Consider the following 25,423-nt stretch of genomic DNA (forward strand, 5'->3'; position numbering starts at 1 on the left):
ATGGTCTTTTGACAATTATTTATTTTACTAAAAATATTTTCCTTGAACCAGTTTCAAAAGTCCTTGTTTTTTCGCCAGTCGATTCATTTTTTGTATATGATGTTTGGCTGCAACCATTTCGTTCGTTTTCCCATAATGAAAAAATAAAACTGATCCCGTTGGCTGTTTCGCGCTGCGGCCGACACGTCCGGAAATTTGCACAAGAGCACTTTCGGTAAAAATATCTTCCTCCGCTCCTAAAACAGCCACATCTGTTCTCGGAACAGTCACACCCCTTTCCAAAATTGTCGTCGTCACAATAATCGGAATTTTGCCGCTGCGGAATTTTTGCACTTTTTCTTTTCTTTCCGGGTCTTCCGCATGCACCCCTTCAATGGCCGGATCAAGTTTTTTCAACAGATGGACAACATCTTCAAGCACTTTTATTTCCGGGACAAATAAAAAGGCTTGCTTTTTTTCTTGCAAATGCGAACGTATCCACGAAACCACAATGTTCGGCAGGGTTCCTTTTTTCAAACTCTTTTTCCAATTCCCGCACCATTTGAATTCAGGGACAGGGAGCGGATGGCCGTGATATCTTGCAGGGATTTTCACAATTTCTTCATGTTTGAATAATCGAATCAGTTCTTTAGGAGGGGTAGCTGACAAAAAAATAAGGGAACTTGTTTTCTTCCGAGCCTTTTGTGCCGCAAATTGCAAAGAGGCGTCAGCCGAATAGGGAAAGGCATCGACTTCATCAATGATGATAACATCAAAGGCTTCCTTATAACGGAGAAGCTGATGTGTCGTCGAGATCGTGATCGGACACAACTTCCCACGATCTTCGCTGCCTCCGTATAACACAGCAATATCTACATCCGAAAACGCTTTTTTGAAACGGGGGCCAAGTTCGAGGACGACATCCGTACGCGGAGCCGCAATGCAAATATAATCGCCTTTTTTTAATGCCGTTTCTATACCTGCAAACAAGACTTCGGTTTTTCCCGCCCCACATACCGCCCAGACTAAGAGATTGGTACGGTGCAAAACAGCGTCAACAACCCGGTCAGAGGCCTTTTTCTGCGCCGATGAAAGGCTGCCGTCCCACTTCAAAAAATTGACAGATGCAAGAGATCCACCCCCGGAAACACCATCATTCACCTTTTCTCTTATCGGCAAGCTGACAAGTTTCGTACATTCGCTTACCCGTCCCATCATAAGGCAATTGCGGCAATAATGGCAAAAACGCCCGCAGCGGGCGCAATGGAAACCGGCAAACAAGTGCGGCTGATGATTTCCGCAACGATGGCAATAAAAAGAGTTGGAAGTTTTAACAACACCTTGAACAATTTCTACCTGAAGCGTGTTTTGTATGAGATCAAGCGGAAAGGGTATTTCTTCGGAAAGAAGATGTCTTCCGAGGAGAAGCTGCTGAGGAGTTTGCGCAGGATCCATTCGATTCCCCCGTTTCCCATTGTGATTGTCATTCATCCATTAATAGGTTTATCAAAAAAACGGCCAAAAATCAACCTGCCTTTCAACAAACATTTCTTACTTTACAATTGGAAGCGCACCCCAGTTCGTCTGTGTCGTTTATCGTTTATTTATTCGAGCGTTCTGTATCCCTTAAGGAGGCTTCATCTAAATTAATTGGTTTTCACTGCGGCTGGAAGTCCCATTATGATAGCCTTCTCTTTTCGCAGGAGTTTAGCCTCGCAAACTATTTTATACACCGAATCATTTTTTTATCGGCGTTTTCAACGGAAAGGCGCAATGCGCACCTTCCGCTTCATCCTTATTTCTGATACCAGCCGATTCCAATGGCTCCTTCTCCAAGATGAGTGCCGATCACTGCGCCAAAATAGCTGACCATAAATTCGGAGTCCGGATATTTTTTTTCAAGTTCTTCTTTGATTTTCTGAGCTTCTTCCTCCCGATTGGCATGAATGACAGCCGCCCTTACCGGATGTTTGCCCGCAACTTGTCCAAAGAGATCAAAAATCCGGTTCAGCGCTCTTTTGCGCGTACGCACTTTCTCAAACGGCACGATCACCTTATCGGAAAAATGAAGAAGAGGTTTTACTTGCAGAAGGCTCCCAACAAAAGCTTGGGCTCCGCTTAGTCTTCCTCCCCGCTGAAGATGGGAAAGATCATCCACCATAAAATAAGCATCCATTGATTTCTTCATCTCATCGAGGCGGCTGATGATTTCTTCGGGGGATTTCCCTTCTTTTGCCATTTTTGCCGCCTCAATCACATAAAATCCTTGAGCCATGCAGCTGATTTCCGAATCGTAGACAAATACTTGAATGCCTTCAACCATTTGGCCAGCTGTTTTCGCTCCGTTGTATGTGCCGCTGATGCCGCTGGAAAGGTGGATGCTGATAACCGCTTCATAATCTTTCGCCAACCGTTCAAACAGCTCGACAAATTCGCCGACCGGAGGCTGGGATGTTGTCGGCAGTTCCTTTCTTTTCTTTATTTCTTGCCAAAACTGTTCCGCAAAAATATCGACTTCTTCACGCAAAGTCTCACCGCCGAATACCACACTCAGCGGAATCATGTGTATATCGTACTTGTTGCGGATTTCTTGCGGAATATAGGCAGTGCTATCAGTCACAATGGCTGTTTTCATCATTCTGTCCCTTTCTAAACGAAATTTTTGTTTTTCTCAATGAACCTTTGATGTCATCCTTTATAAATAAGTTTTCGCCATGCCATCAAAAATTTCCTACCGATCAAGAAAAATTGCAAAAATATACTATAGATAGAGTTTTCGGTTCCGTTTTTAACAAGTAAAATAATTTGCCTCTATTCAAACAAAAATAAGGTTAAAGCAATGGTACCTTAACCTTAAGAAAAATTATCTTACTTCCACCCAGCCGTTTTTGATGGCAAGGACAACCGCTTGTGTACGATCATTGCAATTCAATTTTTGCAAAATGTTGCTGACATGGTTTTTTACAGTTTTCTCGCTGATGAAAAGCGTTTCGCCAATTCCGCGGTTGCTTTTCCCATCCGCAAGCATTTGCAATACTTCACACTCACGGCGGGTTAGAATATGTAAAGGACGCTGTACTTTCACAGGAATTTGTCCATTGGCACCGGTTGAAGACAGACGGCGAAATTCATTGACAAGATTGTGGGTGACTTTCGGATGCAAGTAGCTGCCGCCTTCTGCGACAATTCTCACTGCTTCCACCAGCGTATCTGCATCCATTTCTTTTAGCAAATATCCGGAAGCTCCTGTTTTCAGAGCGTGAATCACATAGTTTTCATCATCGTGAATTGATAAAATGATCACTTTTGTGCCCGGATAAGAATCCACCAATTTTTTTGTTGCTTCTACACCATTGACGTTAGGCATATTAATATCCATTATGACCACTTCAGGACGATATTCCTCGACTACCGTTAAAACTTCACTGCCGTCCCCGGCTTCCGCAACCACTTCAAAATCTTCTTCAAAATCGAGGATTCGTTTTACACCTTCCCGAAAAAGGGCATGGTCATCTATAATAACAATTTTTATTTTTTTGCTCATTTACACTCCTCCCCATCATTATTGTTTACATGTTATACTTGAAGTGTCAATGAGACAAATTCTCTATTTATGAACTAATAGGCAGCTGCAAAAATATGATCGTTCCCCTTCCCGGCGTTGATTGAACATTCATTTTTCCATTGAATAATTCCACCCGTTCCTTCATCCCTATTAATCCTAATGATTCCCGCTTCTTTTCCAATACTTCTTTCATCACAAAGCCTTTGCCATTATCCCGTATCAACGCATTGACTTTATTGACGCCCACTTCCACCTTCACATCGATCCTTGTCGCTTCCGCATGTTTCAACGCATTCGTCACCGCCTCCTGAATCATGCGAAACAGGGCGACTTCAAATTTCGGAGGAAGCCTTTTTTCCTCCATATCTCCCACATTATCAAAATGGATTTCTACATTTTGTTCATATTCTTGAATCGTTGAAAAATATTTTCTGAGAGTAGGGATTAATCCTAGGTCATCCAGTGTCATAGGTCTTAAGTCATAGATAATGCGCCGAACTTCTGTTAAAGTGCTTTTGACCAGCTTCTTTAAATTTTGGATTTCCCGAAAGCCTTCTTCTGCTCCTTTGTCGCGGAACACCCTGTCAATGATTTCAGCCCTCATCAGAACATTGGCCAGCATTTGGGCAGGCCCATCGTGAATTTCCCGTGAAACCCGCTTCCGCTCTTTTTCTTGCGCTTCAATGATTCTTATACCAAAAGCTTGTTTTTGTTTCGCATCCTCTAAAAGATCGCCGACTTGGCGCAAATCTTGACATAAATACTGCAATACAACTGTTATTTGGTTAACCAATAGATCAGCGCGGTCGATCATCTCCTTCAAAGATATCAGCCGCCGTTCCAATTCATCCCGCCGATTCCTTAGCTGCTTTTCTTTTTCTTGAAGCATTGCCAGCTCCACCTGAATTTTTTGCGCATTTTCATAAGCTTCAAGAATATCTTTTTCTGAATACTTGTTAAAATTTCGACTGACTTCGACAAGATGTTTTCGGGCAAGCCTTGACTTCACGGTCAATTTATCTGTTTGTTGGATGATTTCTTGTACTTGTTCTTTCACATAATTTAATTCCTTTACAATATTCTCGTATTCCCGGCGGGAGTTTTCTCCAATTTCAAATATTTGTTCTTTGCTTGATTGCACTGTTTCGATCATTTTGTCCAATATTTCATCCAATATTTTTGGATCCATCGTCTTATAAAATACTTTCATTTCTTCCATTTCCCCCATTAATTGAACGGTTTGCAACAAAATCTTTACATGAATCAATAGGAATCTGATTGAAGTAAAATGTATGACGTTTTATAATAAAAAAATGTGAGTGCTTTTTTTTTAAGAAAAAGGCGATTTTTGTCAAAAAAACGCCATTTTTCTGTTTTTGCCCATGGAGGTGTTGTGGTTGCTTTCCAATTATTATACCGTAAAAGGATACGGAGAGCATGAAATCGTAATCCAAAAATCGCGATTTATTTGTTATATCCATCGCGCCAAAACCGAAAAAGACGCTCAAGCGTTCATTGATTCCATAAAAAAAAAGCATTGGGATGCCACCCATAACTGCTCCGCCTACTTAATCGGCGAACATGATCAAATCCAAAAAGCAAACGACGACGGGGAACCCAGCGGAACAGCCGGAATCCCAATGCTGGAAGTGTTAAAAAAGAAAAAATTAAAAGATACCGTCGCCGTTGTCACCCGCTATTTCGGCGGAATCAAACTCGGCGCCGGCGGCCTTATTCGTGCCTATGGAAAAGCCGTCTCCGAATGCGTCAACCATACCGGAATTGTCGAGCGAAAACGAATGCGCATCATGCATACGACGTTCGACTATAGCTATTTAGGCAAAATTGAAAACGAACTTCGCTCCTCTGCTTACCGGTTGAAAGACATCCACTATTTAGATACTGTGGAAGTGGAAACATATGTCGAAGAAAACCAAGTCCAAGCCTTCAAAAACTGGATGACTGACCTCACCAACGGAAAAAGCTCGATCAAGGAAGGGGATTGGGTTTATTTGGAGGAGGAAGTTAATAATTCATTAAAAAAATAAGGAGTAAATTATGAATAGAAGAACGATCAAAAAAAAGAAAAAGAAAAAAAAATTAAGAGCCTTCGGTTGTTTGTTTTTTATTTTTTTATTCATAATCGGCGGCTACGCTATTTATCTATCAATTAAATTAGCGAATGCTTCTTTTCAAGCGCAAGAAGATCTGGAAAGAGGGAGAAAATCTGAATTAAGAGAACAGCCTGTTGATCCAAAAAAGGATAACTTTTCAGTGCTGTTCATCGGAGTGGATGCGCGCCCCGGAGAAAAACGAAGCAGATCGGATGCTTTGATCTTGGCAACATTTAATAAAGATGAAAAATCGATCAAAATGGTTAGCATCCCAAGAGATTCAAGGGTGAAAATTCCAGGTCATAATCGAGATAAAATTACTCATGCACATGCTTTCGGCGGAAAAGACTTAACGGTTGAGACTGTGGAAAATTTGCTTGATATTCCCGTCGATTATTATGTTGAATTAAATTTTAACGCTTTTATTGATATTGTAGATGCTCTTGGCGGCGTCGAAGTAAACAGCGACAGGGAATTTACAGAGCAAGACAGCAAAGGGCGAAAAAACGCCATCCATATTAAGAAAGGAGTCCAAACTTTAAACGGTGAAGAAGCTTTAGCTTATGTCCGCATGCGTAAAAAGGATCCATTAGGCGATATCGGTAGAGGGAAGCGGCAGCAAGAGGTAATAAAAGCAATCATTGAAAAGAGCTCTTCTTTATCTGCCATTACGAAATATGACGACATCATCGATTCTTTAGGGAAAAACTTAACAACCAATTTCAGCATTGGCAATATCTTGGCACTGCAAAAATACTCCGGTTCCATCAGCAGCATTGAATCGTTAACGATTGACGGGTATGACAACCCAATAAACGGAACCTACTATTACCAACTGGATGAAGATTCTTTGGAAGAAGTTTCAACTCAGTTGAGAAATCATTTGGAATATAAAGTAAATTTTTCCATTAACAGCAGTAAATTGCGTTAGTTTCTAAAAAAGAGCCATGGGTTTTCTCTATAATTGTTTGAAAAACATTTAAAGTTTGAAAACTGCATGGCTCTAATAGGCTTTACACAATAATCCTCATTTTAATGAGCTATATAGTCTGTTTATTTCGGTTTAAATGCATATGTGATCTTTTTCATTAAATTTGTTAGCGGTTTAAAATTTCTTCCATGTAGTTCAAGTATTTCTCCGAGAATTTCAATAAAAAACAAAATAAGAAAAATAATAAAAATTGACAGCCACATGGCACTTCTAGAAAAAACTATTGCTGCCAGACTAAACAGGAAACTGATTAAGTAAATTATTAGAACAGTCTGAAGATGCGAGAAACCAAACTTTAAAATACTATGATGCAAATGGGATTTATCTGCCATAGAAATTGATTTTTTGTTCATTATTCTTCTCACAATGGCGAAAAAAGTGTCAGATAACGGCACCCCAAGGATTAAGGCGGGAATTAGCAATGAAAAAACAGTGACGTTTTTAAATTCCAATAATGACAATAAAGAAATCACAAAACCAAGAAAAAGAGCTCCAGTATCTCCCATGAATATTTTCGCTGGATAAAAATTAAAAACAAGAAAACCTAAAGTAGCAAAAATGGTTATTAAAGCAATTTGAACAACAAAAGATAATCCGGGCATGCTTAAATAAACAATTGTTGATAATACAATTATTGAAACTCCCGCAGCTAAACCGTCCAATCCGTCTATCAGATTTATTGAGTTCGTAACAATTAAAATCCACAAAAAAGAAATGGGAATCCCCCACCAACCTATATTTACTTGTCCAATAAAAGGTATGTGAATAAATTTTAAATGCAGTCCGCTCAAGACCACACATAATGCAGCCACCACTTGACCTGAAAGCTTCCACTTCCAATTTAATTCAAAAAGATCATCAAAAACACCTGTAATCATTATAAAAAAAGAGCCAATTAAAAATCCCTCTAGATAAACACTTTCAGGTTTAAATAGAAAAATCCCGATATAAACCGAAATAGCGATCGACAATCCACCTAATCGAGGCATAATTTTTGAATGTACTTTTCTTGATTTAGGAATGTCCACAGCCCCGATAGCAAAAGCAAATTTTATGACAAAGGGAGTCAATATTACTGAAATTAAAAATATTAAGATTAACTTCATTAGCAATACCATTGTTATTACCTCTAATATTAGTTTGTTTTTATTTTTTCCAAAAGTAATACTTGCCATTCAAAGAACATGTCGACTATTTCATTAAATAATTACTATAAAAAAAGAGCTGCCTCATAAGTCAGTTCTCTTGACTTTGGGACAGCTCCTTTCGTATTAGTTCAACTTTCCTTCGTTGTAAAGCATTCTTAAATATTGTTTTAGCTGTTCACTTAAATCTTCTCTTTCAAGTGCAAAATCTATTGTGGCTTTTATAAAACCAAATTTATCGCCAACGTCATATCTTTTTCCCTCAAATGCATATGCCAAAACTTTTTTCTCCTGAGCCATTTTCTTTATCGCGTCTGTAAGTTGAATTTCTCCACCGTAACCAATATCTAAATTTTCAAGATAATCAAAAATCTCAGGTTCAAACACATATCTCCCCATTACAGCAATATTAGAAGGTGCATTTTCTATTGGTTTTTCTACCATATCTTCCACTTCCACTAAGGTTTCGCTTATATATACATCTTTAGGTTTAATTACTCCGTATTTGTGCAAATCTTCCTCAGGCACTTTTTTTGTACCAATGACTGAACATTGGAACTCATTATATACATTTAAAAGCTGCTTCAAACAAGGGACTCCATTCTTAACAATGTCGTCCCCTAGAAGGACTGCAAAAGGTTCATTTACAATAAAACTTCTTGCGCAGTTTACTGCATGACCTAATCCTAACGGTTTCTTTTGTCTAATATAATGAATGTTAACCATATTAGAAATCTTCTGCACTTGTTCTAATAGTTCAAATTTCTCTTTTTCTTTCAACTCCATTTCAAGTTCAATTGAATAGTCAAAGTGGTCTTCAATGGCTCTTTTATTTCTTCCTGTAACAATAATAATGTCTTCAATTCCAGACACAATTGCTTCCTCAATGATATATTGAATAGTCGGTTTATCAACTATTGGCAACATTTCTTTCGGTTGTGCTTTTGTAGCAGGTAAAAAACGTGTACCAAAACCTGCTGCTGGGATTACAGCTTTCTTAACCTTCTTCATATAAGGTGCCTCCTCTAAAAGAAAGAAAAATATTAATTAATTTATGTTTAATATTTTCTACCTTATATTCATTCGCTTTAAATATGGCTTTATAACTCATCGTTCTTCTTTCATTTTCTGGCATTGAATAAAAAAATTTAATCTTTTTATATAGATCTTCAGACGAACCAGCTTGAAACAGTAGGCCGTTTTCACCGTCTATAATATAATCCAACAATCCTCCAATGGCACTACCAATGACAGGAGCTCCGCAAGCCATTGCTTCCAAACCGACAAGTCCCAAGCTTTCTCCTTTTCTTGTAGTCGGAAAACAGAAAACATCTATCGCATTATATATTGCATTTAGTTTCTCTTGAGGCAGTAAAGGGTAATGGATAATGACATCATTTAATTCATAATCAGACACCATCTTTACAAACCGTTCCTTATCCTTCCCATCCCCCACCATAATGACCTTAATTTTATTTTTTAACAAAAAATTTTCATCTTTCAATTTCTTTAACGATGTTAATAAAATGTCCCAACCTTTTCCCACATCTAATCTGCTAACATATCCAATATAATGAGTGTCTATATCCAGCATAAGTTCTTTTAGTGCTGTTTGTTTATCTTCTCGCTTATAAAAAGTTTTACTGTTCACCCCTCCGGAGGGAAACACTTCAATCCGGTTCCGCAAGTTAAATTTGCTTCTCACTAAATCCTGATAGTACTTACTTGGTGTTATCACTATATTAGATATATTCAACAGCTTATCTACATAAGGTTGGTATTTTTTTTGAGACGGCACTTCAGGTACTACGTCACTGCCATGAACATTTGTGAAAATAACAAGGTCTTTTTTAAATAGCTTTAGAAATAAAATTGGAAGTGCATTATGTGAAGCATAATGCACATATGTAATATCATACTTTTTTGTTAAACCTTTTAAAATAATTTTTGAAAAATAAAAAAAATACTTAACTAGCTTTATTAGTCTATTTTTTTCTTTTAATAAAACTGTTTTGTCAACATTAAAACCTGCTCCCACCAAAATTTCCTCAGTATTTTTTACAAACACACCGTAATTTGGAGCAATTTTACTAGGATACATATTGGCAATTAAATGTATTCTCATAAAACAGACCTCACAAACTTAAATAGAGTTATAAAACAAAAACGCTTAATTCTCATCAAGCGTTTTTGTCATTTTCAATGCCTATTTTCTTACTATTTAACTTTTTATATAAACTTAGTAAAGGTTTATAATTTTTACTTATTAATTCAAAACCTTCAATTAACAATTCAATAATAAGTAATATTAAAATAAAAATAATAATAGATGCGAATAAATTTGCCTTATATAAAAGAATTGCTGAAACTCCGAAAAAAAGTGAAATAGAGTATATAAAAAGAACAGCCTTTCGATGAGTAAAACCAGCATCTAACAATCGATGGTGCAAATGATTTTTGTCGGCATCCATAATTTTTTTATTTTGAAGTTTCCTACGAATTATGGCTATTGTTGTATCTGTTAAAGGAACAGCAAGTATTACCATCGGAATAATGAAAGTAACAAATGTCACTTGCTTAAACCCGATAATAGAAAGAACTGATAGTAAAAAACCAAGTAATAATGACCCTGTGTCTCCCATAAAGATTTTGGCTGGATGAAAATTAAATATTAAAAATCCTAAGGTTGATCCGATTAGAGCAATTGATAAGAAAGCAACATTTGTTTCATTCATAATTAATGCCATAACGAAAATAGCGCCAGCTGCAATAATCGAAACACCTGAAGCCAAACCATCTAAACCGTCAATCAGGTTAACCGCATTTGTAACACCAATTATCCAAATAAATGATACAATTAGAGCTACCCAAATATTAACTGGTATACTCTCATCCAGAAATGGAACAGTTAGATATTTTATAGAAAGGCCGTCTGCTAAAACAATTGCTGCTGCCAATGTTTGACCAACCAATTTTTGCCAAGGTTTTATTTGTAATTTATCATCAATAAACCCAGTTATCATGATTATTGTTGCGGCAACGATAATACTAGTGTTCAAATCTATTAAAGTTGAAATATAGATAAAACCTGTTAAAAAAGCAATATAAATTGAAATCCCGCCGATTCTGGGGATAGCTTTCTTATGGATTTTTCTATTATCAGGTATATCTACAGCTCCAATATTTTGTGCAAATTTAATTACAAATGGTACGGAAATCGTACTAACTATAAATGTTATTAAAAATGTTGTCATGTAAGGAGACATCAAGTTACACCTCACAAGGAAAATAATAAAAAAACAGGTTAAACATTATCCGAAAATATTTAATTATATAAACTATTTCCTAATTGTTTTAAATTTTTTAAACCCTTATTATTATATCGTTTTATCGAGAAAAAGAAAAGTATTCTTTTGATTTTCATTTTTTAGATCTGTGATTTTTATTACTTGACCTGATTGCAACAATATCATATAAGGATGTTGTTTTGAATGCCCATAGCATAATAAAATAAATGCCACCTCCAATAATTGTTAAAGTCGTTACATATAAAAATACATGAAATTGTTCAAAAAGATGTTTAATTATCCATAAAATAACTATCATGACAGTGCATGAAAAAATGATCTTAACGTATTCCTTTCCAACTTTTCTAATGGAAAGCCAACCTATGTGTTTATTTAAAATAACAAATGCAATAAAGGTATAAATAAATCCAACTACTGAAGTTGATAATGCTAATCCTTTATAACCTATCCAGCTTGAAAAGACAAAATTAAACAATATATTTAGTAATATAGACAAAATTCCAATTCTCATTATTAAATTCCCTTTATCAAGGGTATAAAAACCCTTTGCAATAATAACCTGAATGCTATAAAAAAGAACCGATCCTACATAATAGTAAGCAACTTCTGAAGTTGCTACCGTTGCTGCACCATCAAATGCCCCTCGTTGATAAACAATCTGTATGACCTCTTCCATCATTAACATCATTCCCGAAACAGTAGGAGCCAAAAAAAGGAACATGATAGACAAGCCTTTTTCCATTCCTGTCTTAAATAATTCGATATCATTATTCGTGCGTGCCTTTGCAATAATTGGATATATAATCGTCGCTACCGTTACTCCAAAAATTGCTTGAGGAATACTTACTAAACGAAAAGCATAATTTAAATATGAAATCGCATCCGCCCCAAACATTCCTGCATAAAAGTTGCTAATATTTAAATTTATTTGTCCAACCATTATAGTTAATCCTACTGGGATAAAGATAAGATAAAAAGTGTTCACTTCTTTTATATTCATTTTTTGACGCCAATTTATAAATTTTCTCGGACCAAAGTAAAAAAACTTAATTAAAAACGAAATAAATGTACCAACTAAATACCCTAAAGCAATCGAATAGCCGCCTATCAGTTTGCTTAAAAAAAGCGTACTTCCAATGGTGCTTAAAACAACGACAGTCTGTGAAAAAGTTGAAAACGAGTATTTCCCCTTTGCATCAAAATATCCTTCAAAAACTGCATTAATTCCAACTAAAAAAATTGAAAAAAAATACATAATGGATGTCCAAATTGCCAATTGTTCAATGTCTCCTCTAAATGTGGGAAACAATAAATGGATAAGCAACGGCGAAAATGCCGCACCTGCAAGTGAAATCAATAATCCTATATAAAATGTCCCTTTTACGATATTCGTTAAATGTGAAAATCCTTGATTTTGCTTATCATATTTCAAATACGAAGGAACAAATGCATCCTTCATGCCAGATAGCATAAATAAAATAAATGTATTAGGGATGGTCATAGCTGCATTATAAGCTCCAACAATATCGCCAGCCCCAAATTGATGGGCAATGACGATATCACGAATCATACTTGAAAATTTAAGAAAAAGTGTAGAAATAAAAAATAATATGCTAGCAAGTTTAAATTTAGACATTATTTCACTTCCTTTAGCTATTCATCAGTAAATTATCCCAAAGGTTTTGTCCAAAAGGATCTTAAACTTCCAGATATATTTCGCTAAAAAGAATAAAAATAAATCATGACATTGTGCATAACTATTTGTAACACGTCAAATATAAATTCAAATTTATTTCTAGTGGCTCCTATCAATTCAGACAGCCTACATCATCTTCTTTTTGACTGTTCCTTTTTTAAAAAAGAAAAAATCTCTTGATTAAAATTACTCTTTACGCAATTTTAAGTCAAGAGATTTCCATGAAAATATTATTTTAATTGTTGTAAGCTTATAAATATATCAACCATATCCAAATATTTTATAATATTAACCTGACATTTTTTAAAAGAATTATAGCAGTACATTTACAAACACAAACGCTAAATCCTAATAAACTTCAATAAAAAGTAAAGTATTATTCTATTTAAAAGGAGGTTGGTTAATCAAAAACTCATTTGAATACTGGAATATCTAAATACAAGATATACTTGTCAAGTAAACTATAATATTTTCCTATATAACTATTTGCTTGCAATATAGCCCAACGGATATCTGTTGCATATTGATGAGTTCCAGGATTATCTGGATTCCATCTCATTTTATATAACGTATCTTGTCCATTATGAATATAACCTTCCCCAATAAAAGCAGCACCACCAATAATAGCTTTCTCAGGATCTGTCCAACCTTTTTGAAAAGCATATTCAGCACCACACGTTATTGGACAGGAATCCTTTGCTCCTATTCCATACATGTTATAAACTGTTTTTCCATTGATTTGTACTCCATTTGCCAATCTGGATGTTCCATTTCCAGTCTCATGTAAAGCATGAGCAACTAAATAAATTTCATTTATATTGTATTTTTGTGCAGCAGTAACAAATGCCTGTCCTTTACCTTCTAAAATTCCTTTACCTTTTAAAATTTTGTTATTGATTTCATCAGCTGTAAGCCCAGTGTATTGAGATAATTTTAAAAACTGAAATATTTCGGATCCATTATAGTTTAAAAAGTTATCAGGATTTAAGAAATACAATACATCTTCTCTGTCTGCATCTTTCCATCCTCCACAGGATTTTGAATATTTAACTTTGTACCATTCCCCAACTTTACCAATGATTTCAACTGTTTCACCTTTTTGCAGTTGCCCGCAACTATTGCTTTGGCCATTGATGGATGGTGTTGTTCGAACATTTAAAGCATTTGCGATTACAATTCCTGTATTTCTGTTATTCATTAAATTAATATAATTTTCATGTACATATCCATGATTTACAATTTGAGTTTGCGGGCTAACTCTCATTTGTATATTCAACATCTCATCTAAACTCATGTCATAGTACGACAAAATGCTTGATGTTGCTGGCATATAGACATAACCTATTCGACCTAAAACATCTACCTTAAACCATCTTCCAACAATATCAATAAAATTGTACGCCTGATTGCCCTTTAGTTCGCCAATTACATTTCGGTTGCTATCAAAGATTTGTGTAGTATTATTTGTAGTAAATTTTCTTTTTGGAATTGTATAAACACTATTCAAATCTTTTACATTTGGATTCATTACTGATTGTGTGTTATCTTTCCAAACATAGGCATACTCATTATTAATCTTTACCCTGTGCCAATTACCATCATCTTTTACCCGTGGGTAAATTTCATTTTTTGAGAGCTTAATAATTTCCGTTCCATTTGAACTTACTGCATAAACATTATCTCTTATTACCTGAAAATAACGGTCTGAGTTAGCAAAGGTTCTTTGCGTACCACTCTTATTTACATACCCTATTCTCCCCATAACATCGACTTTATACCAATTTTCATACTCTTGTATAACCGGATATACTACGCCTTTGTTTAAGACAGCAAAAGTCTTCCGAGAGCTCGCAGAGGTATCTATAACTTTAACATCTTGTAACGCCTTAAAAGCTCTACTGTTTGAAACTTGTCCTTTATTCAAATTTGTAATATTTGTTGATGTCGTTGGTTTTGTGGATTGCTTCCACACATAACCATATTTATCCCCTACTTTGACTAAATGCCAATTACCAGAGTCCTGAACTCGTTCAAATTTTTCACCTTTTTTTAGATAAACAAACACATTAGATGTTCCCGGTGCATATACAGGCAAATTATCTGCAAGAACCTCAAAATATTTTGTTGAATTACTAAATTGAAGTTCTGTATTTGATTTATTAACAAAGCCAATTCTTCCATCTATATCTACTTGATACCAATTGGCATATTTTTTATAGTCACCCAATATCGGATATATAGCATCCTTCTTAATTGTAGCAAACGGTACTCTTTTTCCTGAAGATGTATCGTAAACAACTAAATCATCAAGAGCTTTAAATTTATTCTCACTTATTTTTAAACCATTATTTTTATTTTTAATGGAACTGTCGTCCGCAGGTTCAGTTGCTGCCTCCCAAACATATCCATATCCATCTGCCACTTTTACCTTATGCCAATTTCCATAGTCTGAGACTCTTTTGAAAACTTGACCTTGATACAAATGTACAACTTCCTTAGAACCATTTTCGTGATTCACAAAAATAGGTGTGCCCCCATATTTAACTCTAAAATATTGCATATCATTAGAGAAATCTACTCGAGCAGAGGTCTTCATAATATACCCAATTCTACCGAGTATGTCTACCTCATACCAATTTGCATATTTATTATACCCTCCTATTATCGGATATTTTGTGTTCGCAGAAATTTCAGCAAAAGGAACCCTTTTTCCACTAGAAGTGTCATAAACAATTGTATTATCTAAAGTGATAATATAATTGTTTGATATTTTCAACTTATTAAGATTTTGTATTGTTGACCCCGTACTTGGCAAAGTAGCTTCTTTCCAAACATATCCATAACCTGATCCTATTTTTACTTTGTGCCAATTACCAGAATCAGCCACTCTTTGATATTCTTGATCTTTCTTTAAATATGTAATTATTTTATTATTTTGATAAACAGGTGTGTTATCATATTTTACTTTAAAAAATTTATGTGAGTTGCTATTCATTAATAATTTTTTTTCCATTATTGGGTTATTTTCAACTTGTAAATTTTCGTTAGAATTTTGTATTGCGGTTTGTTGATTGTTTTCAGAATTAATCTGAACATCTGAGGTTATTTCCTTTTGAATATCACTACTTTCACCAGAGTTTAAATTTTCTTTTTCGTTTATTTGTGGACTCTCCACATTATTTGCTATAATCTCTAGATTATTTTTAGAAATCTGGACCAATTGATTTCCTATAGAAAAAATAACTTGTGTATCATTTTCTTGAATGGGTTGAATGATAAAACCATTAGATAAAATACCAACTTGTTTGCCAGAGGATTCTGTTAAGAAAACAGGTGTTTGATCAGTTAGTACTTTGTATTGAGGTAAATCCAAATTTTCTGGTACCGTTGACACATTTTCATTTTCTTCCAATTGATAATTTACAGATTCTAATTTAATATAAAACTGTTTATTATTCATATTGAATATAATTTTATCGTCCAAAATTTTATTTGAGTAAAATTCAAAACCTCTATATAAGTATCCTACAATTTTTTCATCATCTAATGAATATACTGGGGCTTTTTCAGATGTTATACTTACTTTATAAAATTCTGTCGTTACAGCTTTTCCGATATTTATTGGCAAAACGCTAAGAAGGATTATTAAACTGCAGAAAAGTGCTCCTAACCTTTTATACATATATATGTTCCTCCTTCAACTAAATTATTTACTACAAAAATAATATACCTAGCTAGTAAACTGCTAATAGAATATCTATATTTTATTTAACTTCTAAGCCTGAATATACTTTTAGTTTTTTGTGAAAAATAGGAGATAATAGATCCAATAAATAAAAACCAGATTGACATTAACGGTTGGTTATACCGATCAAATGCAAAAAATATATTATTAAGAACAGTAAAATAAGCGAGTATTCCAAATAGAAGAACATTTTCTGATAGAGATCTTTTGTATAAAAATATGGATAAAATCATAGATATTGTTGCAAGTACCATCGTTAGTTTATGAATTTTCTGCATTAACTCAATTTTAACCCCAAAAATTTCTTTCCAATAAAATGATGTATTCCATTGTTTAATTGTTTTTTCAATTGTATAACTTCTAAGAAATGATTTTGGATCACTTTTCCACCATAATTTAATTCTATCAATGGCTGCTTCTTTTTGTAAGTTCATGTTTTCATATGCAGAAATGTTTGGGTGTTCTTTGTTAATTTTTTTAATTACGTCATCATAGGGTTCGCCATATCTATATCCCGACCCTTGATAAGTTCCCAGTAAGAGAGGATTTCCTGTTCCACCACTAAGTGGTATAAATTCATGGTAATGAATATAATTTCTAATCCACCAAGGTCCTAATACAATAAGAAGCAAAACTAAAGCAATAAGAAATTGTTTTAACATCATTTTTAAAGGGTATTTTTTTAATAATAGGTATATTAATAAAACTAAGGGATACAGTGCAATTGTTGGTCTAAACATGAGACAAAATAAATAAGAAAAAATAACTCCAAAGAAGTAAGACCATTTGCGTTCATTAGCCAGTTTAAGAGAACAATATAATAAAACATACATTCCTGCCATAAAAGGTGATTCGGTTAACAAAAGGTTATCTGTCAAAATTTGAGGAACGAATATCGCAAGTAAAAAAGCGGCTATAAGTCCTGTACATTTATTAAAAACATATTTACCAATTAGATATACAAATAAAATACTAGTTATGCCGAACAAAGATATTACAACCCTCGCTGCATATAAACCTACCTCTTCAAATCCAAAAATTAAAAATACTAATGCTAATAAAAAAGATTGACCAGGCATAATATGAACAGTGGGTTCTCCAATTTGATGGTATGTTAGCATCCCTGTCTGTATAAGAACTCTTGCACTTTTTGTATACCCTACATCATCGCTATTTAATGTTAGATTCAATCCATATTCATAAAGAGCAAACAATCTTAAAACTAAGGCCAAAAGCAATATAATAATTATTGAATAATGTTTCCTAACTAATTGAAGTAATTGATTATTTATACTCAAGAGAATATCCTCCTAATTTTTAAGTATTACTGTTGGGAGACAAACCTATTATCGAAACTCCCGCCATAATTAACAAACAACCTAAAACTTTTTGGAAGGTGATTGTTTCATTAAAAACAAAGTGGGCACCAAAAACAGCAAGAATATATGCGATACTTTGAAAGGGATATGCAACGCTGAGCGGAACTTTCGATAATATATATAGCCATAATATTGTTGCAATACCATACATTGCAAGTCCAGAAAATACAAAAGGGGAAAATATTACCTTTAAAATGGAAAGTAGAGAAAAGCTAAGTGTTTGATTTTCCATGCCGTATTTCCATAAAAATTGACCAGTAACTAAAATCAATGTATTTCCTAATATCAATATGAAGTTTACCAAAGTCATTTCTTATCTTCCTTATCTTTAATATAATCTTTTATTTGTTTTTTAAGAAAAGCTAGTTCTTGAATAACATTTTTTAACTTTTCTTGTTGACTTGAAATGACAGTCGTCTGATAAATAAGTAAATTTAAAATTACTAAAAAAGCAATCATAAAAATCAATGCTGGCATATAAGATATTCCAATATAATGGGCAAACTTATTAATACTTGGAAGGAATAACGCAATCAATAATGAAATAATACCAAAAACGATCCACAAAAATGCTTGTTTATCTTGAAGTTTATTTCTGCTAGTAAAGAATATAACTTGCATAAAAAAAAGCAAAGCAAATATTAATGCTATAACTTGGACAATATCCATGACTACCCTCCCTAAAAAACTGAACGGATTAATGAAATAAACGTAACTTTTGTCATGTAATATAATGATTTTAAAGGTGTGATCGATGATCTTCCTCCTTGGCGGTTTTTCATTTCTACTTTTATTTCTTTTATTCGATATTTTTTTTGTGCCAACTTTACAAGTACCTCTACTTCAGGATAGTCAACAGGATAATATTTTGAAAATTCTTTTATAATCTTCCTATTTACAATTCTATACCCTGATGTTGGATCTGTAATTTTTATTCTTGATATAATAAGTAATAAGTAATAAAAATACAATATCCCTATTCTTCTCATTAAAGATCCTTTATAGTTTGTTTTCTCAATAAATCTTGAACCAATTACCATATCATATTGCGATCGTTCTATCTCCGCTACTAATTTTTCAAGATCGTCAGGATCATGTTGTCCATCTGCATCTAATTGGATTGCATATTCATAACCGTGTTTAAGAGCATATTTATAACCCGTTTGCATCGCTCCACCAATTCCAAGATTAACCGGCAAATCAATATAATTTAAATTATTTTCCTCTAAAATTCTCCTTGTTCCATCAGTTGATCCATCATTTATTACCACATAATCATACTTACAAGTTTCAATCAGTTTTTTTACTGTATTATATATTGAGTCTTCCTCATTATATGCAGGAATAATTATGAGGACTTTGCTCATTTTAATAAACTCCTTTCAAAATAAATAGGATAAGACAAATACCTATTATTCCAAGATATTATATCTTATTTTTAATACCCTCTCCAATGTATTCTAAAATATTTCATACTTCTTTTAAAAAACCTATCCACTTGGGATAGGTAAAAATTTTTAAGAGACCGTTAGCTGTAATTATGTGGTTTTAAAAACTAAAGTACAATATAAGTATACAATAAGCACGCCTAAATAAATACTCACCGCCGGTGCTGTTAAAACATGCCCCGCAGTATAGGCAATGCCAAGACCTAAAATAACGGCAGAACCAAATAAAACCACTTCATGATTAAAGTTTTCTTTAACATTTTTAAAAAAGTATGCAATGATTTTATAACCAAGATATAAAAATGGTACAATGTACAAAGCAAATCCAATAATTCCTATGGAAAAAAATATATCAAAAAAGTCCATTTCAACTGTTTTTCCTTCTTTTTTATAATTCCCACCATATCCCATTCCGAAAAGCTTTTGAGATAATGGTGCTTCAGTAAAATATTTTTTATGTTGTGCTAAAAAATGCTCTCTTCCGCTTAATAAAACATTTTCTACTGCTTTTTCCCTTTCTTTTTCTATTTCGTTTTTGGATTCTTCTGTTTTATTATCATTATTAAAATCAGCTTGTTGTTGATCCAATCCAACCCATGATAAGTGGATATTCATATTATGTGCAACAGGTGTGTATGGGGTCAATAGTAGAAATAACACTAATACTACAGAATTCACCACTAAATTTACACTAAATTTTTTTGCCAAAACCGAATCATGTCTAAATCTAATCCGTTCAATCAAATAAATGAAAAATGCAATCACTAAAATGATTAAGACGGAACCATATCCAACTTTTGTTCCGACTGCTAACTGAGAAAATATCAACATACATACAGGAATCCAGTAATAAATAGTTTTCCACGATTTTGTGTTTTGAACAGCGTAATACACCACCACTGCAAAGCATATCGCCATTATAGCACCAATTTCGTTACCCGCAAAAAACCATCCTTGGTGTCCAAGTTTTTCGCTTTCGTAGCTTTTTATACCGGTACTTGTAATAGTAGATATTATCATTACCAAAGAAACAATATTCATGGAAATAAAAATATTCCTTTGAATCGTTTTTTGAATATTCTTTAACTCTTTTAATTTTTTGATAACAATTAAGTATCCAAATAAAATAATGGGGACATATGCGATTTTTGCAATATTTCGTATCTCTGAAAACAAATGAATTGGATTTTTAACTAAGATATTATTTATTAAACCAATTATTAAAACGAACCCGAACAGAAATAAATAATAAAATATTTTTTTCTTTGTTTTGTCCAAAGGAATCCACAAGATATATAACAAGATGAGAAACATCACACCGAAGCGAATGATTACCCCAAAAGTTAGATCAATATGAAAAAATAATATTGAAAAAGATGTCATTAGATCAATAATTGGCTGTAAAATTATAAAAAATATCAAAAACCACTCAAATTTTGACGAAAATGCTTGTAAACGCTTATTCACTATACATCCTCCCGTTGCTTGATCCGTTCAAAAGTTATTTCTATCTTAATTAACTGATATGGAATAAGTTCATTAGAAAAGCCTTTTCCCAACAACGACATATTTTGTTGGAGAAAAGGCAGCTCTAAAAAACTTAAATAATGCCAATTATTTTTTTAGCACTTTAATCAAAAACTTCGGTAATATTAATTGCCTTTTCCATCTCCAAGGTTCTTTTATTAATCTGTAAAACCATTCCAGCCCTAATTTTTGAAAAATTTCTGGAGCTCTTTTAAGATTCCCGGAAATGACATCAAAAGAACCACCTACTCCTTGAAAAACAAACGGGTGAAGGGAGTTCATATTTTCAAGAATCCAATATTCCTGCCGTGGGCTTCCTAAAGCGACAAATATTATATCAGGTTTGGCTTCGTTAATTGTCCTACGAATATTGTCTATATCCTTTTCATAGCCATGCAGTACACCAACAATGTTCAACCCTGGAAATTGCTTGATAAGCACTTCTTTTGCTTTTTCAGCAATTCCTGGTCTTGCTCCATATAAAAAGATTTTTTTATTATGCTTTGCCGCTGCCTCGCAAATCTTTAACATTAAATCGATTCCAGTAACACGAGAGCGAATATTTCCTCCCCTTATTTTAGATGCTAAAACCACACCTATTCCATCGGGGATTTGGTATGTCGCCTTATTCAACAATTCTTTTAATTGTTCATCCACTTGTGCTTTCATAATTTTCTCTGGATTAATCGCAACAATAAAAGCTTTTCTTTTTTCCTCAATATCTCGTATTAATGATGATGTTAATTCTTCGTAATTTAACGAAGAAACATCAATCCCCAGTATCTTTTCCTTCATAATATCACCTTTAAATACGAGGAAAATTTTTAGAATCCCCTAATGTTACCACTGTAAAACCGGCCTTTTCCCATGTTGAACGATTTATGCAATTTTTTGTATCGAAAATGATTTTAGAGCGGATTCCCTCAATATTATTTGGGTCTAATTCTTTGAATTCATTATGATCAGTCAAAATCAAAATGAGATCGGAATGATCCAAAGCTTCGGATAGACTTTGTGTTTGACGATCAATCTTGTTTTCTTTAATATGCGGGTCAAATGCTGTGTAATCAATACTTAGTTTTTCTAAGTGATTGATGACTTCAATAGAAGGACTTTCTCTCATATCATCTATATTTCCTTTAAACGCAAGACCCAGCACAGCAACACGGCCATGGGAAATTCCTTTTTCTTCGAATAATCTCTTAACTTTATTTGCTGTATAAGCAGGCATGCCATCATTGATCGTTCTGGCAAGATGAATCATTTTCGCAACATCAGGCTGAAGTTCAACAAGAAACCATGGATCAACTGCTATACAATGTCCGCCAACACCGGGGCCAGGAAAATGAATATTGACTCGAGGATGGAAATTTGCTAACTTAATTGCCTCCCATACATTAACTCCAATATTTTCACTAATTTTAGCCAATTCGTTTGCAAAAGCAATATTTACATCACGATACGTATTTTCAATCACTTTTACCATTTCGGCAGTTGTTGCATCTGTCGTATGAATCGTTCCTTTTACAAAAACTTGATATAATTCCTTTGTCAATTGACTCGATTTTTCATTAATTCCTCCTACAATACGATCATTTTGAACTAATTCCTCGAATACTTTACCTGGTATGACGCGTTCCGGAGAGTGAGATACAAATAATTCTTCTCCAATTTTTAGGCCGCTTTTTTGCAATATCGGCAACATAACGTCTTCCACAGTCCTTGGTGGAACAGTGGATTCTAAAATAACTAAATTTCCTTTTTGTAAGTACGGAACGATTGAATCTGTTGCTTGACTGACGTAAGAAAGATTCGCAGTCTTATCTTGATTGATTGGAGAAGGAACTGCAATAATAAAAATGTCAGCTTGTTCAGGTTTTGTAGATACTGTAAAATTGCCATCATCGATTGCTTTGTTTAGACGTTCCTGCAATCCATTTTCTTCTATATGAAGTCGTTTATTTTTTATTGATTTGACAGCATGTTCATTTATATCCACCCCATGAACCTTTAGTCCATGGTTGGCAAACATAACAGCTGTTGGTAATCCAATATAACCCAATCCAATAACGCATATTTTTTTCTCCATAGTCTTAAAAACTCCTTTGTAATCAGACAGAATTCACACTATCAGTTATTATATCGAATAATGTTTAAAGAAGATAGGCTAAATTTTTTTTGTAAAAGGATTTTAAAAAAATACAACCTTTTTATATGACAAAAGCCTTTATAAGTCAACAAGAGCTGTCAAAATTCAACAGCTCAAGTATTATGGTTAAACAACACTGGTTTTACTGAACTTACCCCAAAATGATACAAAATCCCCTGCACAATCCGTTCCGATGCTTTGCCGTCTCCGTAAGGATTGGATGCTTGTGACATTTGTCGGTAGACCTTCTCGTCTGTTAGGAGCTGTTTGGCTAATTGATAGATTTGCTCTTCATCAGTGCCTGCAAGTTTCAATGTACCTGCTTCAATTCCTTCAGGTCGTTCTGTCGTATCGCGGAGAACCAAAACAGGCACGCCTAAAGAAGGAGCTTCTTCTTGTACGCCGCCGGAATCTGTCAAGATTATGTGAGAACGGGCGGCAAAATTGTGAAAATCTAAAACTCCCAATGGCTGAATTAAATGAACTCGGCTGTCATGGCCGAGAATTTCATCCGCTACCTCACGAACGGCCGGATTTAGATGAACAGGGTAAACAACTTGGATATCGGCAAATTCGTTTACTAATCGTTTAATGGCATGAAACATATTTCTCATCGGATTTCCTAAATTTTCGCGGCGGTGTGCAGTGAGCAAAATCATTCGGTCATTTCCAATTTTATCTAATATTTCATGATGATAATCATCTTTTACTGTTGTTTTCAATGCGTCTATTGCCGTATTTCCTGTTATGAAAATCGAATCTTTCGGCTTATTCTCTTTCATTAAATTTTCAAATGCCTTCTTGGTGGGAGCAAAATGCAAATCCGCCAAAATGCCTGTTAACTGACGGTTCATTTCCTCTGGAAAAGGAGAAAATTTATGATAAGTGCGAAGCCCAGCCTCCACATGGCCAACGGGAATCTGATTATAAAACGCAGCCAAACTTGCCACAAATGTTGTCGTTGTATCTCCATGAACAAGAACGATGTCAGGCTTTACTTTTTTCATAATGGCATCCAAGCCTTCCAATCCCCTTGTCGTGATATCAACTAATGTTTGCCGGTCTTTCATAATATTCAAGTCATAATCCGGAACGATTCCGAAGACATCCAATACTTGATCGAGCATTTGGCGATGCTGCGCAGTGACGGTTACAAATGATTCGATTTTATCTGTATGTTTTTTTAATTCCAACACTAACGGAGCCATTTTGATTGCTTCAGGTCTGGTTCCAAAAATCGTCATTACCTTAATTTTTTTCAAGAACATCACCTTCACATTTTTAGGAATATAATATATCTTAACATGTTTCCATAAAATGATCCGTATTTCCCGGAGGTTTCCTATTTTTTTCTTAATTCTCCCACTTTCCCCTCCAAATATTTCAAAAAGGCATCCTTTAGTTCATTTCGGCTTAAAGCAAAGTCGACTGTTGCTTCAAGGAAACCAAGTTTGTCGCCGATGTCGTATCGTTTTCCGGAAAACAGATAAGCGATGATTGGCTGGTGCTGCACGAGTGTTTTTAAAGCGTCAGTCAGCTGTATTTCTCCGCCGGCGCCTGGTATTTGGTTTTCCAAAATGTTGAAAATGACCGGGGGCAAAATATATCGACCCATGATGGCGATATTGGAAGGGGCGTTTTCCGGCTGCGGTTTTTCAATGAAATCGAGCACTTTAAAAACCCCATGTTCCAGCGGAGGAGAAGCTATGTCGATGATACCATACTTTGACACATTTTCTTTGCGAACTTCTTGCACCCCTACCATCGGACAATGGTATCTTTCATAAACGGAAATAAGCTGCCGTAAAACAGGTGTTTCCGCTTGGACAATGTCGTCGCCCAGCAGAACGGCAAACGGTTCATTGCCGATAAACGTTTTGGCGCATAAGACGGCATCTCCAAGCCCTTTCGGCTCTTTTTGGCGGATATAGTGAATGTTGGCGAGATTAGAGATTTGCCGCACAATTTCAAGCAAATCCCATTTTTCCTTCTTCGCCAAAGTTTCCTCCAATTCAAAAGATTTGTCAAAATGATCTTCAATTGCCCGTTTTCCTCTGCCCGTGATAATTAAAATGTCTTCAATGCCAGAGGCAACTGCTTCTTCGACAATGTATTGAATGGCCGGTTTGTCAACAATCGGCAGCATTTCTTTCGGCTGCGCTTTTGTTGCCGGCAAAAAACGTGTACCTAAACCGGCGGCAGGGATGATCGCCTTTTTAATTTGCATAATAACCTCCATGCGTTATTCATTTTATTCTTCTTCTCCTTAACCACGAAATTCTAATAATAAATGAGCATTCCACGAAGCAAAGATTCGGAAATAAACCGAGCATTAAAATGGCAACATTTCACCTTGCCGGCCAAAATCATTTCCTTA

General features: G+C 34.6%; 21 protein-coding genes. 2 read left to right on the forward strand and 19 right to left on the reverse strand.

Annotated features, from left to right (window positions below; genetic code table 11):
- Positions 1–27: 27 nt before the first annotated feature.
- The 4 genes from AC0KTX_RS06995 to AC0KTX_RS07010 form a co-directional block, all read right to left on the reverse strand.
- Complete coding sequence (locus AC0KTX_RS06995) at positions 28–1,434, reverse strand: ATP-dependent helicase ComFA (protein ID WP_474251501.1); 1,407 nt, start codon at positions 1,432–1,434, stop codon at positions 28–30.
- 340 nt (positions 1,435–1,774) lie between these two features.
- A complete protein-coding gene (locus AC0KTX_RS07000) occupies positions 1,775–2,614 on the reverse strand; it encodes a DegV family protein (RefSeq protein ID WP_474251502.1) in 840 nt (279 codons plus the stop codon).
- A 228-nt stretch (positions 2,615–2,842) separates the two neighbouring features.
- Entirely contained in the window at positions 2,843–3,523 is a 681-nt protein-coding gene (locus AC0KTX_RS07005) for a response regulator (protein WP_474251503.1), read from the reverse strand.
- Between the two features lie 67 nt (positions 3,524–3,590).
- A complete protein-coding gene (locus AC0KTX_RS07010) occupies positions 3,591–4,754 on the reverse strand; it encodes a sensor histidine kinase (protein ID WP_474251504.1) in 1,164 nt (387 codons plus the stop codon).
- 187 nt (positions 4,755–4,941) lie between these two features.
- Here AC0KTX_RS07010 and AC0KTX_RS07015 point away from each other — a divergent pair, with 187 nt between their 5' ends.
- Together AC0KTX_RS07015 and AC0KTX_RS07020 are read left to right on the forward strand one after the other, a co-directional pair.
- Positions 4,942–5,592 carry a YigZ family protein gene (locus tag AC0KTX_RS07015; protein ID WP_474251505.1) on the forward strand — a complete coding sequence of 217 codons (651 nt, stop codon included), beginning with the start codon at positions 4,942–4,944 and terminating at the stop codon, positions 5,590–5,592.
- A 10-nt stretch (positions 5,593–5,602) separates the two neighbouring features.
- Positions 5,603–6,589 (forward strand): LCP family protein, encoded by a 987-nt coding sequence (locus tag AC0KTX_RS07020; RefSeq protein ID WP_474251506.1) that lies wholly within the window; start codon positions 5,603–5,605, stop codon positions 6,587–6,589.
- A gap of 122 nt (positions 6,590–6,711) precedes the next feature.
- Here AC0KTX_RS07020 and AC0KTX_RS07025 read toward each other — a convergent pair whose 3' ends face one another.
- The 15 genes from AC0KTX_RS07025 to galU (AC0KTX_RS07095) all read right to left on the reverse strand — a co-directional run bounded on the left by AC0KTX_RS07025 (position 6,712) and on the right by galU (AC0KTX_RS07095) (position 25,273).
- Complete coding sequence (locus AC0KTX_RS07025) at positions 6,712–7,767, reverse strand: glycosyltransferase family 4 protein (RefSeq protein ID WP_474251507.1); 1,056 nt, start codon at positions 7,765–7,767, stop codon at positions 6,712–6,714.
- 153 nt (positions 7,768–7,920) lie between these two features.
- Positions 7,921–8,805: a UTP--glucose-1-phosphate uridylyltransferase GalU gene (gene galU / locus AC0KTX_RS07030; protein ID WP_474251508.1), complete on the reverse strand. Its 885-nt coding sequence runs from the start codon at positions 8,803–8,805 to the stop codon at positions 7,921–7,923.
- Positions 8,792–9,919 (reverse strand): glycosyltransferase family 4 protein, encoded by a 1,128-nt coding sequence (locus tag AC0KTX_RS07035; RefSeq protein WP_474251509.1) that lies wholly within the window; start codon positions 9,917–9,919, stop codon positions 8,792–8,794. The genes galU (AC0KTX_RS07030) and AC0KTX_RS07035 overlap by 14 nt, the downstream gene beginning before the upstream one ends.
- Positions 9,920–9,974: 55 nt before the next feature.
- On the reverse strand, positions 9,975–11,060 hold the full coding sequence (locus AC0KTX_RS07040) for a glycosyltransferase family 4 protein (protein WP_474251510.1): 1,086 nt from the start codon (positions 11,058–11,060) through the stop codon (positions 9,975–9,977).
- 154 nt (positions 11,061–11,214) lie between these two features.
- Positions 11,215–12,738 (reverse strand): murein biosynthesis integral membrane protein MurJ, encoded by a 1,524-nt coding sequence (murJ, locus tag AC0KTX_RS07045; protein WP_474251511.1) that lies wholly within the window; start codon positions 12,736–12,738, stop codon positions 11,215–11,217.
- A gap of 472 nt (positions 12,739–13,210) precedes the next feature.
- Positions 13,211–16,480 (reverse strand): SH3 domain-containing protein, encoded by a 3,270-nt coding sequence (locus tag AC0KTX_RS07050; protein WP_474251512.1) that lies wholly within the window; start codon positions 16,478–16,480, stop codon positions 13,211–13,213.
- Positions 16,481–16,566: 86 nt separating this feature from the next.
- Positions 16,567–17,841 (reverse strand): ArnT family glycosyltransferase, encoded by a 1,275-nt coding sequence (locus AC0KTX_RS07055; protein WP_474251513.1) that lies wholly within the window; start codon positions 17,839–17,841, stop codon positions 16,567–16,569.
- Between the two features lie 19 nt (positions 17,842–17,860).
- A complete protein-coding gene (locus AC0KTX_RS07060; protein ID WP_094245081.1) occupies positions 17,861–18,232 on the reverse strand; it encodes an EamA family transporter in 372 nt (123 codons plus the stop codon).
- Complete coding sequence (locus AC0KTX_RS07065) at positions 18,229–18,591, reverse strand: DUF2304 domain-containing protein (RefSeq protein WP_474251514.1); 363 nt, start codon at positions 18,589–18,591, stop codon at positions 18,229–18,231. The genes AC0KTX_RS07060 and AC0KTX_RS07065 overlap by 4 nt, the downstream gene beginning before the upstream one ends.
- Before the next feature lie 11 nt (positions 18,592–18,602).
- Positions 18,603–19,289 (reverse strand): glycosyltransferase family 2 protein, encoded by a 687-nt coding sequence (locus tag AC0KTX_RS07070; protein WP_474251515.1) that lies wholly within the window; start codon positions 19,287–19,289, stop codon positions 18,603–18,605.
- A 171-nt stretch (positions 19,290–19,460) separates the two neighbouring features.
- Positions 19,461–20,837 carry an O-antigen ligase family protein gene (locus AC0KTX_RS07075; RefSeq protein WP_474251516.1) on the reverse strand — a complete coding sequence of 459 codons (1,377 nt, stop codon included), beginning with the start codon at positions 20,835–20,837 and terminating at the stop codon, positions 19,461–19,463.
- Positions 20,838–20,984: 147 nt separating this feature from the next.
- The gene (locus AC0KTX_RS07080; RefSeq protein ID WP_474251517.1) at positions 20,985–21,692 is read right to left on the reverse strand and encodes a WecB/TagA/CpsF family glycosyltransferase; all 708 of its coding nucleotides are present in this window, start codon (positions 21,690–21,692) and stop codon (positions 20,985–20,987) included.
- Between the two features lie 10 nt (positions 21,693–21,702).
- Positions 21,703–22,986 (reverse strand): nucleotide sugar dehydrogenase, encoded by a 1,284-nt coding sequence (locus AC0KTX_RS07085; protein ID WP_474251518.1) that lies wholly within the window; start codon positions 22,984–22,986, stop codon positions 21,703–21,705.
- Between the two features lie 173 nt (positions 22,987–23,159).
- Complete coding sequence (gene wecB, locus AC0KTX_RS07090) at positions 23,160–24,290, reverse strand: non-hydrolyzing UDP-N-acetylglucosamine 2-epimerase (RefSeq protein WP_474251536.1); 1,131 nt, start codon at positions 24,288–24,290, stop codon at positions 23,160–23,162.
- A 98-nt stretch (positions 24,291–24,388) separates the two neighbouring features.
- A complete protein-coding gene (galU, locus tag AC0KTX_RS07095; RefSeq protein ID WP_474251519.1) occupies positions 24,389–25,273 on the reverse strand; it encodes a UTP--glucose-1-phosphate uridylyltransferase GalU in 885 nt (294 codons plus the stop codon).
- Positions 25,274–25,423: the final 150 nt, after the last annotated feature.

Source organism: Aeribacillus sp. JST-2, assembly GCF_056032925.1.

Coding starts and splice junctions, on each gene's coding strand:
- AC0KTX_RS07060 (WP_094245081.1), bottom strand. CDS start 18,232: ATGACTTTGGTAAACTTCATATTGATATTAGGAAATACATTGATTTTA.
- AC0KTX_RS07070 (WP_474251515.1), bottom strand. CDS start 19,289: ATGAGCAAAGTCCTCATAATTATTCCTGCATATAATGAGGAAGACTCA.
- AC0KTX_RS06995 (WP_474251501.1), bottom strand. CDS start 1,434: ATGGATCCTGCGCAAACTCCTCAGCAGCTTCTCCTCGGAAGACATCTT.
- AC0KTX_RS07010 (WP_474251504.1), bottom strand. CDS start 4,754: ATGAAAGTATTTTATAAGACGATGGATCCAAAAATATTGGATGAAATA.
- AC0KTX_RS07040 (WP_474251510.1), bottom strand. CDS start 11,060: ATGTCTCCTTACATGACAACATTTTTAATAACATTTATAGTTAGTACG.
- AC0KTX_RS07050 (WP_474251512.1), bottom strand. CDS start 16,480: ATGTATAAAAGGTTAGGAGCACTTTTCTGCAGTTTAATAATCCTTCTT.
- AC0KTX_RS07065 (WP_474251514.1), bottom strand. CDS start 18,591: ATGGATATTGTCCAAGTTATAGCATTAATATTTGCTTTGCTTTTTTTT.
- AC0KTX_RS07025 (WP_474251507.1), bottom strand. CDS start 7,767: ATGGTATTGCTAATGAAGTTAATCTTAATATTTTTAATTTCAGTAATA.
- AC0KTX_RS07080 (WP_474251517.1), bottom strand. CDS start 21,692: ATGAAGGAAAAGATACTGGGGATTGATGTTTCTTCGTTAAATTACGAA.
- AC0KTX_RS07005 (WP_474251503.1), bottom strand. CDS start 3,523: ATGAGCAAAAAAATAAAAATTGTTATTATAGATGACCATGCCCTTTTT.
- murJ (WP_474251511.1), bottom strand. CDS start 12,738: ATGTCTAAATTTAAACTTGCTAGCATATTATTTTTTATTTCTACACTT.
- AC0KTX_RS07085 (WP_474251518.1), bottom strand. CDS start 22,986: ATGGAGAAAAAAATATGCGTTATTGGATTGGGTTATATTGGATTACCA.
- wecB (WP_474251536.1), bottom strand. CDS start 24,290: ATGACGATTTTTGGAACCAGACCTGAAGCAATCAAAATGGCTCCGTTA.
- galU (WP_474251519.1), bottom strand. CDS start 25,273: ATGCAAATTAAAAAGGCGATCATCCCTGCCGCCGGTTTAGGTACACGT.
- galU (WP_474251508.1), bottom strand. CDS start 8,805: ATGAAGAAGGTTAAGAAAGCTGTAATCCCAGCAGCAGGTTTTGGTACA.
- AC0KTX_RS07000 (WP_474251502.1), bottom strand. CDS start 2,614: ATGAAAACAGCCATTGTGACTGATAGCACTGCCTATATTCCGCAAGAA.
- AC0KTX_RS07035 (WP_474251509.1), bottom strand. CDS start 9,919: ATGAGAATACATTTAATTGCCAATATGTATCCTAGTAAAATTGCTCCA.
- AC0KTX_RS07020 (WP_474251506.1), top strand. CDS start 5,603: ATGAATAGAAGAACGATCAAAAAAAAGAAAAAGAAAAAAAAATTAAGA.